We start from the raw sequence: 14,843 nt of genomic DNA on the forward strand, positions 1-14,843 counted from the left end.
CATACATTCGGTATGTATGTCTATGGGTATCTGCCGGGATCACGCGAAGTGGGATTTGTAGATCTGCCCGTGCACGCCGACCGTGCGGTCCACGACCTGGGAGACGGTGAAATCGGCCGCCGCCGAGAGGTAGGCGTACGCGGTGGCGCGGTCCATGCCCTTCTCCTGCTCGCGGAAGTCGAGGGCGTTGACGACGGCCCGGCGCATGGCGATATCCAGATCGCCGGACTGGCCGCCCAGCGAACCGTCCGGATCGGAGAGACCGATCGGGATCCAGGCCTGCTCGGTTTCCCCGAACGGATAGGTGTAGGCGACCTCCGGTGCGTCCCCGGACCCCGGTGTGCAGACGGTGAGCCGGAAGGTGCCGCGCAACGAACCCTCCATCGCGGTGAGCGCGGCTTCGCCGTCCCCCATGGTCCTATGCGGGGCGTCGACATAGAACAGTGCGCCTTCGGCGAAAACCGGCAGATAGAAGGCGGATCCAGCGCCCAGCAGGCGGATATCGATATTGCCGCCGCCGCGGGTCGGGGGAATCGAATTGGCCGAGGCCGCTTCCGGATCGGTATCGGGGGAGAAGGCCACGCCCATCATGCGCATGAATGGTCGTAGCGGGAAGCGGACTTGCGCGTCGCCGTACGGCATAACGCCCAGGCCTTCCTCGATGGCAGTGAAGGTGGAGATATTGCCGTAGTCGGGCGGGCCGCCGGGTCCGGGCGCGATCGCTGTCCGATAGCTGTCGCGATGCGGTCCGGATCGTTCCCAGTGCCGGAAATGTCCCGGTTGTCCCGGTATGGAAGCCGCCCTCTAGTATCGGCGGCTGTGAGGCATATCGGGCGGCCGCCGAACCTGGCGCGCGTTGTCGTTCTGGTATTCGCCCTTGTGGTCCTGACTTTCGGAATCCAGCACGGCCCGAACCCGGAAACTGCCTCGTCCGAGAAGCTTTCGTTCGTGCACACGGTAGTCGCAATGCACGAACCGATCGGTTACGCCATCGCGGTGTCTCCGGATAAGGGCAGTGAGACGGTGCACTGCCCTTATCACTGTGTCCGCGCCCCGGCTGTTCGCCCGCGGGTGGGTTACCTCTGGTACCCGGCCCTGTTGATCGCCGGACTGCTGATCGCAGGTGTCTATTGCCGCCGGTGGGATATCCGGCCCCGCGCTGCCCGGCGAACCGCTATCGGGGCAGTGGGCGCGGAGTTGTTGCTACACCTCTGCGTTTGCCGGCGCTGACAATCCGTCGGTGAGCGTAGCTCGTCCATCGCCGCGTAAGCCCGCTGTGGTCCTCGGCTCCATCGGCAGCGTGCGCCGACGGGCATCCGGAAAGCACTGTGGGGCAGTCGTTCAGCCGGTGCGTATGCGTGACCTCGGGTAATTGGCGACGAGAAGGGGCGGCCATTGCTTCCGGTCGATCCACAAGCGTCACCGGGCGCCCCATTCGTGTCGGCGGTGCAGTCGTCGACGCGAATACGTCAGTGCAACAACGCTTTGCATCACCAGTCAGGAGAAAATTTCGTGAGAATCCGCACACCTCTGCTCACTCTCGCCGTCCCGATCGGCTGTCTGGCCTTCGGGGCCGGTACCGCTTCGGCGGTGACGACGGAGCAGACGCCGAATACGGTTACGGTGAACTTCACCGATGTGGAGGCGCGCATGATCGATGCGCTGGATCTGGGACCGGTTCTGGGTGCGCTGCCGCCCAATTTCACGCCGGAGGCGAAACAGCGGTTGGGGGAGAACCTCGCCGAATTCGCCGGTCGTGCCGCGCGAACCCCGGGGTCGACGCTGTCGGTGATCATCGATCAACCGGTGGGTGCCCCGCCCGGTATCGGTGTGACTGTTATCCCGTGATGCGGTGAACGGCGGCGCCGCTCGGTCCGGGTGGGCCGAGCGGCGCCTGCGGGCGGAGGGTCGTCAAGAGAGCGCGGCCCGGGCCTCCTCGAGATGGGATTGCCAGGCGTCGCGGTCCACGTGGTGGTAACCGGAGGCGCCTGCGACGAAAGCGCTCGATACCACCATGTCCGGTTGGACGGTGGCCAGTATGTCCAGGGCGGCGAACAGGCCGTCTTTATCGCTGTATCCCGGGATGTATCCCACCCGCCAGCCCTCGCGGTAGCGCAGCAGCGTATCGCCGGTGAACAAATAGCGGCGGCCGTCGTGGCCGGGGACCATATAGCAGGTGCTGCCCGGGGTATGACCGGGTGTGGGAATCACTTCCACGCCCGCATCGTCCACACCTCGTTCGGAGACTGCGATATCGATCGGTGCGTGGCTTCCGATTTCGGTGGCTTCGGCGGCCGGGGCGTGCAGGCGGCTGCCGAAGCGCCCGGCCACGGTGCGCAGCATCGGTCCGGCTTCGTCCTGGTGGCTCAGGTACTGGCGGGCGACCCCACCGAGTTGTTCGAGCCGGTCGAAGTCCTGGTCGCTACCGGGGGAGTAGAAGAGGATGTTCTGTCCGGAGGGCGGGGTCCACAGGTAGGCGTGGGTTCGTGGCCCGCCGGGGACGACGAACTCGCGGGTTTCCCAGAGATCGGGCGCCACCTGTTGCATTGTCGGTTCGATGGGGTCGGTTTCCCGGATTGTTTCGGTGCGCATGACCTGACGGTAAAACCTCAATAATGATTCAGGTCAAGGCCTCGGAATCGCGGTCTCCGGAGAAATTTCAGCGCGAAGTGATGAGCGGGACGAGCTGTTCGCCGGAGGTCCAGGCGCCGTGATGGCCGACCATCGCCGATTCCAGCGGTTCGGACTCCGGCCGCACCAGTACCGCGCCGCCCTCGGCCACCGCCAGCAGGTCACCGATGCGGTGCGCGATCACGGGTTCGGGCGGTGTAGGGCCGAACCAGTGCTCGTCCAGTGCTTGCTCGCGCGTGACGACACGTGCGTGTCCGGCCAGTTCTCCGGTCCAGCGGTCGAAAGTATCGGACAGTGCGGCCGGCTCGCGGAGGTAGATGTGGCGTACGCGCGCCTCACCGGCGATCAACAGCACGCCGTCGTGCAGTCCGGGCCGGGTATCCAGGTCGATGACGGGATCGGCGTGGACCATTCCGTGGTCGCCGGTGACCAGCAGTGTGCAGGTATCCGGGAGATCGGTGAGCAGATCGGCCGCGAAGGCGTCGATATCGCGCAGAACCGCGAGCGCCGCCGGGGATTCGGGACCGTGGAGATGACCGTTGCCGTCCAGATCGGGGAAGTATGCGTAGGCGAAACGCGAACCCGTACCGGCATGGTCGGCGACCGCCCGGATTCCGGCGCGTACCTCGTCCAGTGTGGTTGCGGGGTGCAGGGTTCCGGTGGCCCGGAACGATGCGCGGGTGAGGCCGGAGGTCTGCTGATATCCGGGAATCACGTAGTGCACCTCGACCCCGTGGGCGGCGAGATCCTCGAGCCGGCTGGTGCCCGGCTGAACCGTTTCGGGCGGATGCGTTTCGCGGGCGTCCTCGCCGGTCGCGCCGTCGAGCCGCCAGCGCAGTGAATTGAACAGCCGGAGGCCGTCCGGGCCGGGGACGGCGAAGCTGTAGCCGATGATGCCGTGCGTCGCGCACGGGGTGCCCAGGGCCAGGCTGGTGAGGCTGGTCGAGGTGGTCGCCGGGAAACCGGCGGTGAGGGTGGTGGCGGTATGTGCCGCCAGCGTGGGGGCGAGGTCGCCGTGCCGGGCGAGCAGTTCCGCGCCCAGGCCGTCGATCAGCAGCACCACCACGTCACGGTTGGGTGCGATTCCCAAGTGGTTGGGTTCGTCCATTCCGAACGAGGCGGCGACGGAGGGCAGGACGTCGGCGAGTGAGTACGGCATCGCTACATATCGTGCCGTATTCGGCGGTTCGGGGGTGGTCCGTTCGACCGGGCGGTGGGGTGTCCGAATTGGTTAGATTGCATCATGCATGTTATGTGTATTATGCACATCGACTGAACTTTTCTTGCGAGGAGCAAGCTCGTGACCAAAACCGAACCCGCAGTCCGCCCCGGGGCGGTACTTGCGGTGCTCGCCTTCGCTGGGATCGTGGCGTCACTGACGCAGACCCTGGTGATGCCGTTACTCGGGCAGCTGCCGGAGATCTTGAGCACCGACCCGTCGAACGCGACCTGGGTGGTGACCGCGAGCCTGCTGGCCAGCGCGGTGACCACCCCGGTCGCCGGCCGCCTGGGCGACCTCTACGGCAAACGCCTGGTCCTGGTGGGCTCGGTGGTTCCGCTCATCGTCGGATCGGTGCTGTGTGCCCTGTCCACGACGCTGTGGCCGATGCTCATCGGCCGCGCCCTGCAGGGGATGGCCGTGGGCCTCATCCCGGTCGGTATCGCCGCACTGCGCGATCTCCTGCCACCGGCGAAACTCGGCTCCGGTATCGCGCTGATCAGCTCCTCCCTCGGTGTCGGTGGTGCGCTGGGTATGCCGCTGGCCGCGGCAGTCGTCGAATACAGCAGCTGGCAGTACTTGTTCTGGGGTATCGCCGTGCTCGGCGCGATCGCGGGCCTGCTGATTTTCCTGGTGGTTCCGGCGACCCCGCCGCGTGCCGAACGCGGCCGCTTCGACGTGCTGGGCGCGCTCGGACTCGGCGCCGCGCTGGTCTGCCTGCTGCTCGCCGTCTCCAAGGGGGCGAGCTGGGGCTGGACCAGCGTCACCACGATCTCGCTGTTCGCCGCCGCGGTGGTGGTACTGCTGCTGTGGGGCCTGTGGGAACTGCGCTCACGCGATCCGCTGGTCGATCTGCGGGTGACCGCACGCCCGCGGGTGCTGCTGACCAACGTCGCGTCGATCGTCATCGGTATGGCCATGTTCGCGCAGGCGCTGATCTTCCCGCAGCTGCTGCAGCTGCCCGAAGCCACCGGCTACGGCCTGGGCCAGTCGATGGTGGCGATGGGCCTGTGGATGGCGCCCGGTGGTCTGACCATGATGCTCACCTCGCCGCTGAGCGCGAAGCTGTCCGCGCTCGCCGGGCCGAAGATCACCCTCATCGTCGGGTCGCTCATCATCGCCCTCGGTTACGGCGCGTCGGTGCTGATGATGGGCGAATCGTGGGGCCTGATGCTGGGCGCCATCATCATCAGCCTCGGTGTCGGTTTCGCCTACGGCGCCATGCCCGCGCTGATCATGAGCTCGGTGCCGGTCACCGAGACCTCGGCCGCCAACAGCTTCAACACGCTGATGCGTTCGATCGGTACCTCGGTGGCCTCGGCCGCCATCGGCGCGGTCCTGGCGCAGATGAGTGTCGGCTTCGCCGGTGGAGTCAGTGTCCCGACCGAGAACGGTTTCCGGACCGGCATCCTGATCGGCTGCGGTGTCGCAGTGGCGGCCGCACTGGTCGCGCTGACCATCCCGACGGCCAAGCGTGCCGCCGCGGCGGCGGTCGCGGCCGCACGGCCCGATGAAGCGAAGGCCGAAGCGCATGCGGTGGCCGAAGCGGTCCCGGCCGCACCCGCGGGACTCTCGGCGGAAGCCGAGCAGGTGGTCGACGATGTTGCGGCGGCGACCGCGGTCACCGACGACATCCCGGCCGCCCAGGGGCCGCGGCATGCGGCGCCCGCGACACCGGCCGTTGCTCCGGCGCAGCGCAACGGTGCCAGCGAACCCGCCCCGCAGCCGGCCGGCAGCGGATCGGTGCTGTTCGGCCGGGTGTCCGATACGCGCGGCGGCGCGGTATCCGGCGCGACCCTCACCTTGATCTCGCCCGCCGGGCAGCAACTGGGCAGAGCCCGGTCGGGACCGGACGGGTTCTACGAACTGGCCGCTCCGGCGCCGGGGTCGTATGTGCTGATCGCCTCCGCGGAAGGCCGGCGGCCGGATGCGTCGACTGCGGTTCTCGGCAGCAACCCGGTGTCCTACGACGTCACGCTCAGCTCGCTGACCGGGCTCGAAGGTGTGGTCCTGCGTATCGGTGACGGCACGCCGGTGTCCGCCGCGATGATCACCGCCCTGGATCTGCGGGGTGAGGTCATGGCGGCAGGCGAATCCGATCACACCGGACGGTTCGAGCTCACCGGTCTCCCGGAGGGCGAGTTCACCATCGCGGTGAGCGCGTTCGGCTACCACCCGACCGCCGTCTCGGCGGAGGTGACCGGGCGGGACACCGCCCGCCTCGAGGTGCTGCTGCGCCCCGGCGTGCGAGTCGCGGGGGTCGTCAACGGTGGTGGACGTCCACTGGCCGGTGCGCTGGTCACCCTGACCGATTCGCTGGGCAATGTGATCGAGAGCCGCACCACGGGCGCGGACGGTTCCTATACATTCGGCAATCTCGCCGAAGGCAGCTACACCGTCGTTGCCACCGGCTACGCGCCGGCCAGCGCGCAGGTGCGGGTCGGGGAACAAGACGTCGAGGGCTTCGATATGGAACTGCGTGCCGCCGGCACAGACGAACCCGCCGAGCCGGTCGAGCCGGAAACCGGGCAGTTCGACGATCTGCCGGAGGTGCACAAAAGCTCCTGGTGAGCCGAAGCGCTGAATACAGAAACGAGAACAGGGCCCCGGAGAAACCGCTCCGGGGCCCTTGTTTGCTCGATACCGGATACGCCGGGACTCCGGCTACTTATCGCCACCCTGGTCGTGGATTGCGAGCGTGATCAGGTTCACGATCTGCTACTGTCCGGCGGTTCCCCTTCTCTGCCATGAAGGCCCAGAGCGTCTGGTTACGGAAGTATTCCGGGGGTCTGATTTTGTCGTAAACGAGCCAGCTCCTACACTAGACCGGTTGCCAGGGCACATCTGTGTCCGTGGGCGGCTCCGCGTGGGCCCCCGGGCGATACGAACTCATCCGGCGGTGATTGCCGTCCGGACCAGCCGAATTGTTGTAGGCCCACGGCCTGCGCCCGCGTGGCGCGGGTGTTGTATGGGAACCGCAGCGAGAAAGGTGTCGAGGTCGAACTATGACCATGACCGATCCGATCGCAGACTTCCTCACACGTCTGCGCAACGCCAACTCGGCGTACCACGATCAGGTGAAGGCTCCGCATTCGAAGCTCAAGGCGAATATCGCCGAGATCCTGAAGCGTGAGGGCTATATCGCCGATTACCGCACCGAGGACGCGACCGTGGGCAAGGCCCTCGTTGTCGACCTCAAGTACGGCCCCAGCCGGGAACGCAGCCTTCAGGGCCTGCGCCGCGTCTCGAAGCCGGGTCTGCGCGTGTACGCGAAATCCACCAACCTGCCCAAGGTCCTGGGCGGCCTCGGCGTGGCGATCATCTCCACGTCGACCGGTCTGCTCACCGACCGTCAGGCGGCTCAGCAGGGAGTAGGCGGGGAAGTCCTCGCCTACGTCTGGTAAGGGAGGTACGGACATGTCGCGTATCGGCAAAGACCCCGTCGTGATTCCCTCGGGTGTCGAGGTGACCATCAACGGCCAGGACGTCGCCGTGAAGGGCCCGAAGGGTCAGCTCGCGCTGACCGTTTCCGAGCCGATCACCGTCGCGCAGGAAGACGGCCGCCTGGTGGTTTCCCGCCCGGACGACGAGCGCCGCAATCGCTCGCTGCACGGCCTGACCCGGACGCTGATCGACAATATGGTCACCGGTGTCACCAAGGGCTACGAGAAGAAGATGGAAATCTTCGGCGTCGGCTACCGCGTGCAGCAGAAGGGCAGCAACCTCGAGTTCGCCCTCGGCTACAGCCATCCGGTGCCGATCGAGGCGCCCGACGGCATCACCTTCGCGGTGGAATCGCCCACCAAATTCTCCGTATCCGGGATCGACAAGCAGAAGGTCGGCCAGATTTCGGCGGTTATCCACGGCCTGCGCAAGCCCGACCCGTACAAGGGCAAGGGCATCCGCTACGCCGGCGAGGTCGTTCGCCGCAAGGTCGGAAAGACGGGTAAGTGATCATGGCGCAAACCGAGAACCAGAAGTCCAAGCGCATTCCGCTGGGCAAGGATGTTTCGACCCGCCGTCGGCTGTCCAAGGCGCGGCGGCACTTCCGCCTGCGCAAGAAGATCGAGGGCACCAGCGTCCGGCCGCGGCTGATCGTGCAGCGCTCCTCGCGGCATCTGCATGTGCAGCTCATCGACGATTCGGCCGGTCGCACCCTGGCCTCGGCCTCGACCATCGAAGCCGATGTGCGGGCGCTGGACGGCGACAAGACCGCCAAGGGCAAGAAGGTCGGCGAACTGATCGCCGAGCGTGCCAAGGCTGCCGGTGTGGAGGCCGTGGTGTTCGACCGTGGCGGTCACGACTACCACGGCCGGATCGCGGCGCTCGCCGACGCCGCCCGGGAAGGCGGGTTGAAGTTCTGATGATCATCGACACCACTGCACATACCAGCGTGAACGGAAGGAACGTCTGATGCCGGGACGTCAACGGCGTGACGGCGGAAACGGACCCGCCGGACAGAACCCCAACGCCCCCGAGGGCGGCCGCGACAACCGTCGCGGCGGCGGCGACCGCCGCGGCGATCGTCGTAACGATCCCGCCGAGAAGAACCAGCTCGAGCGCGTCGTAGCGATCAACCGCGTTTCCAAGGTCGTCAAGGGCGGCCGGCGCTTCAGCTTCACCGCCCTCGTCATCGTGGGCGACGGCAACGGCCTGGTCGGTGTCGGCTACGGCAAGGCCAAGGAAGTTCCCGCGGCCATCCAGAAGGGTGTCGAGGAAGCGCGTAAGGGCTTCTTCCGCGTCCCGATGATCGGCTCCACCATCACCCACCCGGTGCAGGGCGAAGCGGCGGCCGGTGTCGTCATGCTGCGTCCGGCCTCCCCGGGTACCGGTGTGATCGCCGGTGGCGCCGCGCGTGCCGTACTGGAATGCGCGGGCATCCACGACATCCTGGCCAAGTCGCTCGGTAGCGACAACGCGATCAACGTCGTCCACGCGACCGTCGCCGCACTCAAGATGCTGCAGCGGCCGGAAGAGGTCGCGGCGCGCCGCGGTCTGCCGATCGAGGACGTCGCTCCCGCGGGCATGCTGCGTGCCCGTGCCGGACAAGGAGTCTGATATGGCAGATCTCAAGGTGACCCAGATCAAGAGCTCGATCGGCGCCAAGCAGAATCAGCGGGAAAGCCTGCGGACCCTCGGTCTGCGGGGTATCCGTAAGTCGGTGATCCGGGAGGACAACCCGCAGAACCGTGGTCTGATCAATGTCGTGCGCCACCTCGTAACTGTTGAGGAGGTCTGACATGGTCGGGTCAAGCGCGGAGGAGGTAGCGCAGCGTAACCACGCAGCGCTCCCGACCATGTCGAAAGGGACACTGACATGACCATCAAACTGCATCATCTGCGCCCGGCCCCGGGTGCCAAGACCGATAAGACCCGGGTGGGTCGCGGTGAAGGCTCCAAGGGCAAAACCGCCGGCCGCGGTACCAAGGGCACCAAGGCCCGCAAGAACGTGCCCGCCGCGTTCGAGGGCGGTCAGATGCCCATCCACATGCGCCTGCCGAAGCTGAAGGGCTTCACGAACCCGTTCCGGGTGGAGTACCAGGTTGTGAATGTGGGCACCATTGCCGAGCTGTTCCCCGAGGGCGGCACCATCGGCAAGGACGAGCTGGTCGCCAAGGGCGCGGTGCGCAAGAACCAGCTGGTGAAGGTGCTCGGCGAGGGAGAGATCTCCGTCGCCGTGCAGGTCAGTGCGGACAAGTTCTCCGGCTCCGCCAAGGAGAAGATTTCCGCCGCCGGTGGTACCGCCACCGAACTGGGCTGACGTTCGCCATTCGACGCGCGGCTTCGCGTCGGCCCCGGAGGCGGTAGCTTGCGTGACCACGCAGGGGTAGCGAAGCCGCTATTCGATGCAGCGACGCCGGACGAGTGCAGGCTCGTCCGGCGTCACTGTTAGAGTTCAAGTGGTTCTGCCAAGACCCGTCATGGGTTCGGCGATTTCCGAGTCGGGACACGCTGAAATTTCCATGGCCTGACCATGTCGTTCGCCAGGAGGATCTGTGCTTTCCGCCTTCGTTACGGCCTTCCGGACCTCGGACTTGCGGCGGAAGATTCTCTTCACGCTGGGGCTGGTCGCGCTGTACCGCGCCGGTGCCGCGCTGCCCTCGCCGGGCGTCGACTACAAGGCGGTGCAGGAGTGTATCGACCTGGTTTCCGGTGGTGATTCCGCCGGTATCTACCAGCTGATCAACCTGTTCTCCGGTGGCGCGCTACTACAGTTGTCGGTCTTCGCGATCGGCATCATGCCCTACATCACAGCGAGCATCATCGTCCAGCTGCTCACCGTGGTCATCCCACGGTTCGAGGAGCTGAAGAAAGAAGGCCAGGCCGGCCAGACGAAGATGACGCAGTACACTCGATATCTGGCGATCGCGCTGGCGATTCTGCAGGCCACGGGTCTGGTGGCGTTGGCCGCTCGCGGGCAACTCCTGCAGGGGTGTCAGCAGGATATTCTCGCCGACACCAGCATCTTCGGCATGATCATCATCGTTCTGGTGATGACCGCGGGTGCCGCCCTGGTGATGTGGTTCGGCGAGCAGATCACCGAACGCGGCGTCGGCAACGGTATGTCGCTGCTGATCTTCGCCGGTATCGCGGCCCGGATCCCCTCCGAGGGAAAGAACATCCTGGACAGCCGTGGCGGTCTGGTGTTCGGTGTGGTGTGCGCGGCGGCGCTGGCGATCATCATCGCCGTGGTGTTCGTCGAGCAGGGCCAGCGCCGGATCCCGGTGCAATACGCCAAACGTGTGGTCGGCCGTAAAATGTACGGCGGTTCCTCGACTTATCTGCCGCTGAAGGTCAACCAGGCCGGTGTGATCCCGGTGATCTTCGCCTCCTCGCTTCTTTACCTGCCGAACCTGGTCGTGCAGCTGACGGGCTCCACGAACGAGACCGACCCGAGCTGGTGGCAGGAAATAATCCAGACCTACCTGGTAGATCCCACCAACCCCGTCTATATCGCGATCTACTTCGGACTGATCGTGTTCTTCGCCTACTTCTACGTGGCCATCACCTTCAACCCGGAGGAACGGGCCGACGAGATGAAGAAGTACGGCGGTTTCATTCCGGGCTACCGGCCCGGTAAACCGACCGCGGATCATCTCGGCTTCGTACTGAGCCGGATCACCCTCCCCGGCTCCATGTACCTCGGAGCGGTGGCTGTCCTGCCGACTGTGTTCCTCGGCTCCACCGGCGGGGCGCAGAGCATGGTATTCGGCGGTGCCGCGGTGTTGATCATCGTGAGCGTCGGCCTGGACACCGTGAAGCAGATCGAAAGCCAACTCATGAATCGCAATTACGAAGGGTTCCTCAAGTGAGAGTCGTACTACTCGGGCCGCCGGGAGCGGGCAAGGGCACTCAAGCCGTGCTGCTATCGGAAAAGCTGGGCGTACCACATATCTCCACCGGGGACCTCTTCCGCGCGAATATCAGCGAGCAGACACCGCTGGGCCTCGAGGCCCAGCGCTACATGGACGCCGGCGAGCTGGTGCCCAGCGATGTGACCAACCGGATGGTCCGGTCCCGGGTCGGCGAACCCGATGCGGCGCGCGGTTTCGTCCTCGACGGATACCCGCGCACGGTCGACCAGGCCGACGCGCTGGCGAAGATCCTCGACGAACTGGGCAGCGGGCTCGACGCGGTGCTGTGCTTCGTGGTGTCCGAGGACACCGTGGTCGAGCGGATGCTCTCGCGGGGCCGCTCCGACGACAACGAGGAAACCATCCGGACCCGGCTGCGTGTCTACCGCGACGAGACCGAACCCCTGCTGAAGTACTACGACGGCCTGGTCGTCTCGGTGGACGGTATCGGTGAGGTCGACGAGGTCAACGCGCGCGCCCTGGAGGCACTGGGCCGTAATGCCACGACCGGTTAGCTCGGTTTCCGGGTTCGGAGCCGAACCTTCGACGAGGGAGAGTCGTGGTCTTCGGTCGTAAGAACAAGAAGGTCGTGCCGTTCCGCACCGCCGGGGAGCTCGACGCCATGGCTGCGGCCGGCGCAATCGTCGGCCGCGCATTGGTGGCGGTCCGGGCCGCCGCCGCGCCCGGGGTCTCCACACTCGAACTGGACCGGGTGGCCGAACAGGTGATCCGGGACGCCGGTGCGGTCCCGTCTTTCAAGGGCTACCACGGCTTCCCGGCGTCGATCTGTGCGTCGGTGAACGATCGGGTGGTGCACGGTATCCCGGGCGAGGCGGAAGTACTGGCGCCGGGCGATCTGGTCTCCATCGATTGCGGCGCGATCCTCGACGGCTGGCACGGTGATTCGGCCTGGACGTTCGGTGTCGGCGAGGTATCGGAAGCCGATCGGATGCTGAGCGAGGCCACCGAGAAGTCGATGGTCGCGGGGATCGCGGCCATGGTGCCGGACAACCGGCTCACCGATATCTCGCATGCGATCGAGCTGGGGACGCGGGCCGCGGAAGCCGAACACGGCCGGTCCTACGGAATCGTCGACGGTTACGGCGGGCACGGTATCGGCCGCGAAATGCATCTCGACCCGTTCCTGCCGAACGAGGGGCAGCCGGGTAAGGGGCCGCGGCTGGTGGTCGGTTCGGTGCTCGCGATCGAACCGATGCTGACCCTGGGCACCTCGGATACGAAGGTGCTCGACGACGACTGGACCGTGGTGACCACCGATGGTTCGCGTGCCGCGCACTGGGAGCACACCGTCGCGGTTACCGAGGACGGCCCCCGGATCCTGACTCTGCGCCCGTCCGGCACCGGGTAGGAGCAAGTATCGGATCCGGCGCCGGACGGATGGGGCGATCGCGGTGGCCGGCTACCCGGTTCGGTTGTCACGGGGCGGAACAGGATATTTCGCCGGTACCAGGGGCGTAGCCGCAACTGCTGAGGGGGCCGTCCGCGTGGGTCGTCGACCCGCCTCCCACCGTGTGTCGTCGGAAATGTCCATTCTGCGGTGAATGTCGTGTGTGGGGGGCGGCATCATCGCACTAGCGTGGGGCCCCGTGCGTCTGGAGGAGACGTACGGAACAGATCGGGGTGTTTTCGTGGTCTACGCAAATCTGCTCACCGGATTATCCGGGTTCGGGGACGGCGGCGTTCTCGCCGTGAGCGGCGAACTGCTGGCTCGCAGCCGCGGCGGTGGTGGTGGGTCGGGGGTGATATCCACTGGGGCTGGGTAATCACTTTTATTGTTCTGGTCATTGTGGCGATTGCCGTCATCGCCTGGTGGAAGGCGCGGCAGCTACAACAGTCGGCGGCACCGAGACCGCCGATGCAGCAGGATGCCCACCCGCCGGGCGGGTTCGCGCAGCAGGCCGGCCCTTCCCAGTCGTATGGCGCGCCGCCCGCACCGTACGGAGTCCCGCCACGGCAGCCGGGTGGGATTCCGCCGCAACCGGGTGGGGGTTGCGGCGCAGCAATATGGCGGTGCGCCGCAGCAGTACGGTGGGGTTCCGCCGCAACCGTACCCGCCGAACCCGCAGTACGGGGGCTACGGGACTCCGCCCGGTCGTTGAGGACTCGGTTTGTCACGGCGCCGGTGCGGCGTGACAGGCCGTGGTTCAACGGCCGGGCGGAAGCTGTATTCGGCCCGATATCAGATTTCCAGCATGACCGTGACCGGCCCGTCATTGGTGAGTTCCACCTGCATATCCGCCCCGAAACGTCCCTGGGCGACTGGTGCGCCCAGCCTGCGGAGAGCTTCCGCGAAAGTATCCACCAATGGTTCGGCCGCCGGGCCCGGGGCCGCGGCGGACCAGGATGGACGCCGGCCTTTGCGGGTGTCGGCATACAGGGTGAACTGGCTGACGACGAGGATCGGTGCGTTCAGGTCGGCGGCGCTGCGTTCGCCATCGAGAATCCGTAGGCGCCAGGTTTTTTCGGCCAATGCGCCGGCTGTGTCCTCGGTATCGTCGTGTGTCACACCGACCAGTGCGACGATCCCATGGGGCAGCTGGTCTCCGGCCGGGTCGATGTGGGCGACGACCTCGCCGCCGACCGATACCCGAGCCGATGTCACTCGTTGTAGTAGTGCGCGCACGCCATCGATCATGCCGGGTGTCGATCGCAGGCCGTTAATCTCGGCGTCATGTCTCGTTCGTTCTCGACTGCCATCGTCGGACCGAATACACTCGTGGTGCGGAGGAACCGCGCCCACCGGGAGGAGTGGACGCCATGGGCGAGGGAAAGAATGTCGAGTACGACGAAGACGCCTTCCGGCGCGCCGCGGCGAAAACCGGTGCTGTACGGGACAAAATCCAAGGGGTAGTCGATACCCTGCAAAACTCCATCGCATCCCGCGGGGCTCCCTGGGGCACCGATTCGCTCGGTGATACCTTCGCCAACGGCCAGAACGGAAATCCCGGATATACCACCGCTCGAGATAATTTGATCGAAGGCGCGGAAAATGTGGCGGGGACATTCGACAGTTTTCACGACGGCCAAGTCGAGAGCGCTGATCTGTTGCGCGATATGGAAGACGGCAATCGCGACGGCCTCCGCTGATCGAACGACGGAGGGGCGCGGAGGCGACGATGACGAATGAACGAGCCAAGGCCGATCTCGCGGCAATTCTGGACGGCGTGCAGGAACAGATGCGCACCATTGCCGAACTCCAGCAGCGACGTGCCGAACTCACCGCCACCGCGACTGCACGCGGTAAGAAGGTTAAGGTCACCGTGAACGCCGACAACAAAGTGATCGACGTGAAATTCTCCTCGGATATAGACGAATTGACCTACTCCGAGATCGCCAAAGCGGTGATCGAGGCCGCACAGCGTGCCTGCACCGAGGTGGCCCGGGAGACGGCCGGATTGATGGCTCCGCTGGACAGCCAACGCGCCAGGATGCCGAAACTGTCCGACCTCGTCGAAGATCTGGCGGGCATAGAGATTCCGGATCCGGTGGATGCTCCCCTCACCCGGCCGAACAACCGTGATACCCAGACGATTTCCGACGGTAGTGCGGCGCCGGATACCGCGGGCCCAGAGTCGCGTGGACGGGGTGGTTCGGCCACCGATTCCAGCTGGTGAGCA

At 66.1% G+C, this 14,843-nt stretch carries 17 protein-coding genes and 2 pseudogenes; 15 read left to right on the plus strand and 4 right to left on the minus strand.

Annotated elements, in window-relative coordinates:
• Window positions 1–39: 39 nt before the first annotated feature.
• Window positions 40–699 (minus strand): annotated as a pseudogene (locus NFL01S_RS18975) (acetamidase/formamidase family protein); the annotation flags it as partial.
• A gap of 120 nt (window positions 700–819) precedes the next feature.
• Between NFL01S_RS18975 and NFL01S_RS18980 the strand changes: the two are divergent.
• A complete protein-coding gene (locus NFL01S_RS18980) occupies window positions 820–1,230 on the plus strand; it encodes a hypothetical protein (RefSeq protein ID WP_062977133.1) in 411 nt (136 codons plus the stop codon).
• Between the two features lie 282 nt (window positions 1,231–1,512).
• Window positions 1,513–1,848, plus strand: coding sequence for a hypothetical protein (locus NFL01S_RS18985; RefSeq protein WP_062977135.1), 336 nt, complete (start codon window positions 1,513–1,515; stop codon window positions 1,846–1,848).
• Window positions 1,849–1,911: 63 nt separating this feature from the next.
• Here the strand turns inward: NFL01S_RS18985 and NFL01S_RS18990 are convergent, their stop codons facing one another.
• Together NFL01S_RS18990 and NFL01S_RS18995 are read right to left on the minus strand one after the other, a co-directional pair.
• Complete coding sequence (locus tag NFL01S_RS18990) at window positions 1,912–2,547, minus strand: MBL fold metallo-hydrolase (RefSeq protein WP_062977541.1); 636 nt, start codon at window positions 2,545–2,547, stop codon at window positions 1,912–1,914.
• A gap of 112 nt (window positions 2,548–2,659) precedes the next feature.
• Complete coding sequence (locus tag NFL01S_RS18995) at window positions 2,660–3,790, minus strand: alkaline phosphatase family protein (protein ID WP_062977137.1); 1,131 nt, start codon at window positions 3,788–3,790, stop codon at window positions 2,660–2,662.
• A gap of 141 nt (window positions 3,791–3,931) precedes the next feature.
• Between NFL01S_RS18995 and NFL01S_RS37015 the strand changes: the two are divergent.
• The 11 genes and pseudogenes from NFL01S_RS37015 to map all read left to right on the plus strand — a co-directional run.
• Window positions 3,932–5,359: pseudogene (locus NFL01S_RS37015) on the plus strand (MFS transporter); the annotation flags it as partial.
• Between the two features lie 249 nt (window positions 5,360–5,608).
• The gene (locus NFL01S_RS37020; protein WP_245670800.1) at window positions 5,609–6,421 is read left to right on the plus strand and encodes an MSCRAMM family protein; all 813 of its coding nucleotides are present in this window, start codon (window positions 5,609–5,611) and stop codon (window positions 6,419–6,421) included.
• Between the two features lie 434 nt (window positions 6,422–6,855).
• Window positions 6,856–7,254, plus strand: coding sequence for a 30S ribosomal protein S8 (gene rpsH / locus NFL01S_RS19005; RefSeq protein WP_062977139.1), 399 nt, complete (start codon window positions 6,856–6,858; stop codon window positions 7,252–7,254).
• Between the two features lie 13 nt (window positions 7,255–7,267).
• Window positions 7,268–7,804, plus strand: a complete 537-nt coding sequence (gene rplF, locus NFL01S_RS19010; RefSeq protein ID WP_062977141.1) for a 50S ribosomal protein L6 — start codon at window positions 7,268–7,270, stop codon at window positions 7,802–7,804.
• 2 nt (window positions 7,805–7,806) lie between these two features.
• A complete protein-coding gene (rplR, locus tag NFL01S_RS19015) occupies window positions 7,807–8,214 on the plus strand; it encodes a 50S ribosomal protein L18 (RefSeq protein WP_062977143.1) in 408 nt (135 codons plus the stop codon).
• Window positions 8,215–8,263: 49 nt separating this feature from the next.
• Window positions 8,264–8,908 carry a 30S ribosomal protein S5 gene (gene rpsE, locus NFL01S_RS19020; RefSeq protein ID WP_033244269.1) on the plus strand — a complete coding sequence of 215 codons (645 nt, stop codon included), beginning with the start codon at window positions 8,264–8,266 and terminating at the stop codon, window positions 8,906–8,908.
• 1 nt (window position 8,909) lies between these two features.
• Window positions 8,910–9,089: a 50S ribosomal protein L30 gene (gene rpmD, locus NFL01S_RS19025; RefSeq protein WP_062977145.1), complete on the plus strand. Its 180-nt coding sequence runs from the start codon at window positions 8,910–8,912 to the stop codon at window positions 9,087–9,089.
• Between the two features lie 78 nt (window positions 9,090–9,167).
• Window positions 9,168–9,611 (plus strand): 50S ribosomal protein L15, encoded by a 444-nt coding sequence (gene rplO / locus NFL01S_RS19030; protein WP_062977147.1) that lies wholly within the window; start codon window positions 9,168–9,170, stop codon window positions 9,609–9,611.
• Between the two features lie 235 nt (window positions 9,612–9,846).
• Window positions 9,847–11,163, plus strand: coding sequence for a preprotein translocase subunit SecY (gene secY / locus NFL01S_RS19035; protein WP_062977149.1), 1,317 nt, complete (start codon window positions 9,847–9,849; stop codon window positions 11,161–11,163).
• Window positions 11,160–11,720, plus strand: coding sequence for an adenylate kinase (locus NFL01S_RS19040; protein ID WP_062977151.1), 561 nt, complete (start codon window positions 11,160–11,162; stop codon window positions 11,718–11,720). The genes secY and NFL01S_RS19040 overlap by 4 nt, the downstream gene beginning before the upstream one ends.
• A gap of 44 nt (window positions 11,721–11,764) precedes the next feature.
• Window positions 11,765–12,574: a type I methionyl aminopeptidase gene (gene map / locus NFL01S_RS19045; protein ID WP_062977153.1), complete on the plus strand. Its 810-nt coding sequence runs from the start codon at window positions 11,765–11,767 to the stop codon at window positions 12,572–12,574.
• 831 nt (window positions 12,575–13,405) lie between these two features.
• On the opposite strand, the gene dtd is transcribed toward map, so the two are convergent.
• The gene (gene dtd, locus NFL01S_RS19050) at window positions 13,406–13,849 is read right to left on the minus strand and encodes a D-aminoacyl-tRNA deacylase (RefSeq protein ID WP_062977543.1); all 444 of its coding nucleotides are present in this window, start codon (window positions 13,847–13,849) and stop codon (window positions 13,406–13,408) included.
• A 134-nt stretch (window positions 13,850–13,983) separates the two neighbouring features.
• Between dtd and NFL01S_RS19055 the strand changes: the two genes are divergently transcribed.
• Together NFL01S_RS19055 and NFL01S_RS19060 are read left to right on the plus strand one after the other, a co-directional pair.
• A complete protein-coding gene (locus tag NFL01S_RS19055) occupies window positions 13,984–14,313 on the plus strand; it encodes a WXG100 family type VII secretion target (protein WP_062977155.1) in 330 nt (109 codons plus the stop codon).
• Window positions 14,314–14,342: 29 nt separating this feature from the next.
• Window positions 14,343–14,840, plus strand: a complete 498-nt coding sequence (locus NFL01S_RS19060) for a YbaB/EbfC family nucleoid-associated protein (protein WP_062977157.1) — start codon at window positions 14,343–14,345, stop codon at window positions 14,838–14,840.
• Window positions 14,841–14,843 lie beyond the last annotated feature (3 nt).

This window comes from Nocardia flavorosea NBRC 108225 (genome assembly GCF_001613385.1).
GTDB classification, from domain to species: domain Bacteria; phylum Actinomycetota; class Actinomycetes; order Mycobacteriales; family Mycobacteriaceae; genus Nocardia; species Nocardia flavorosea.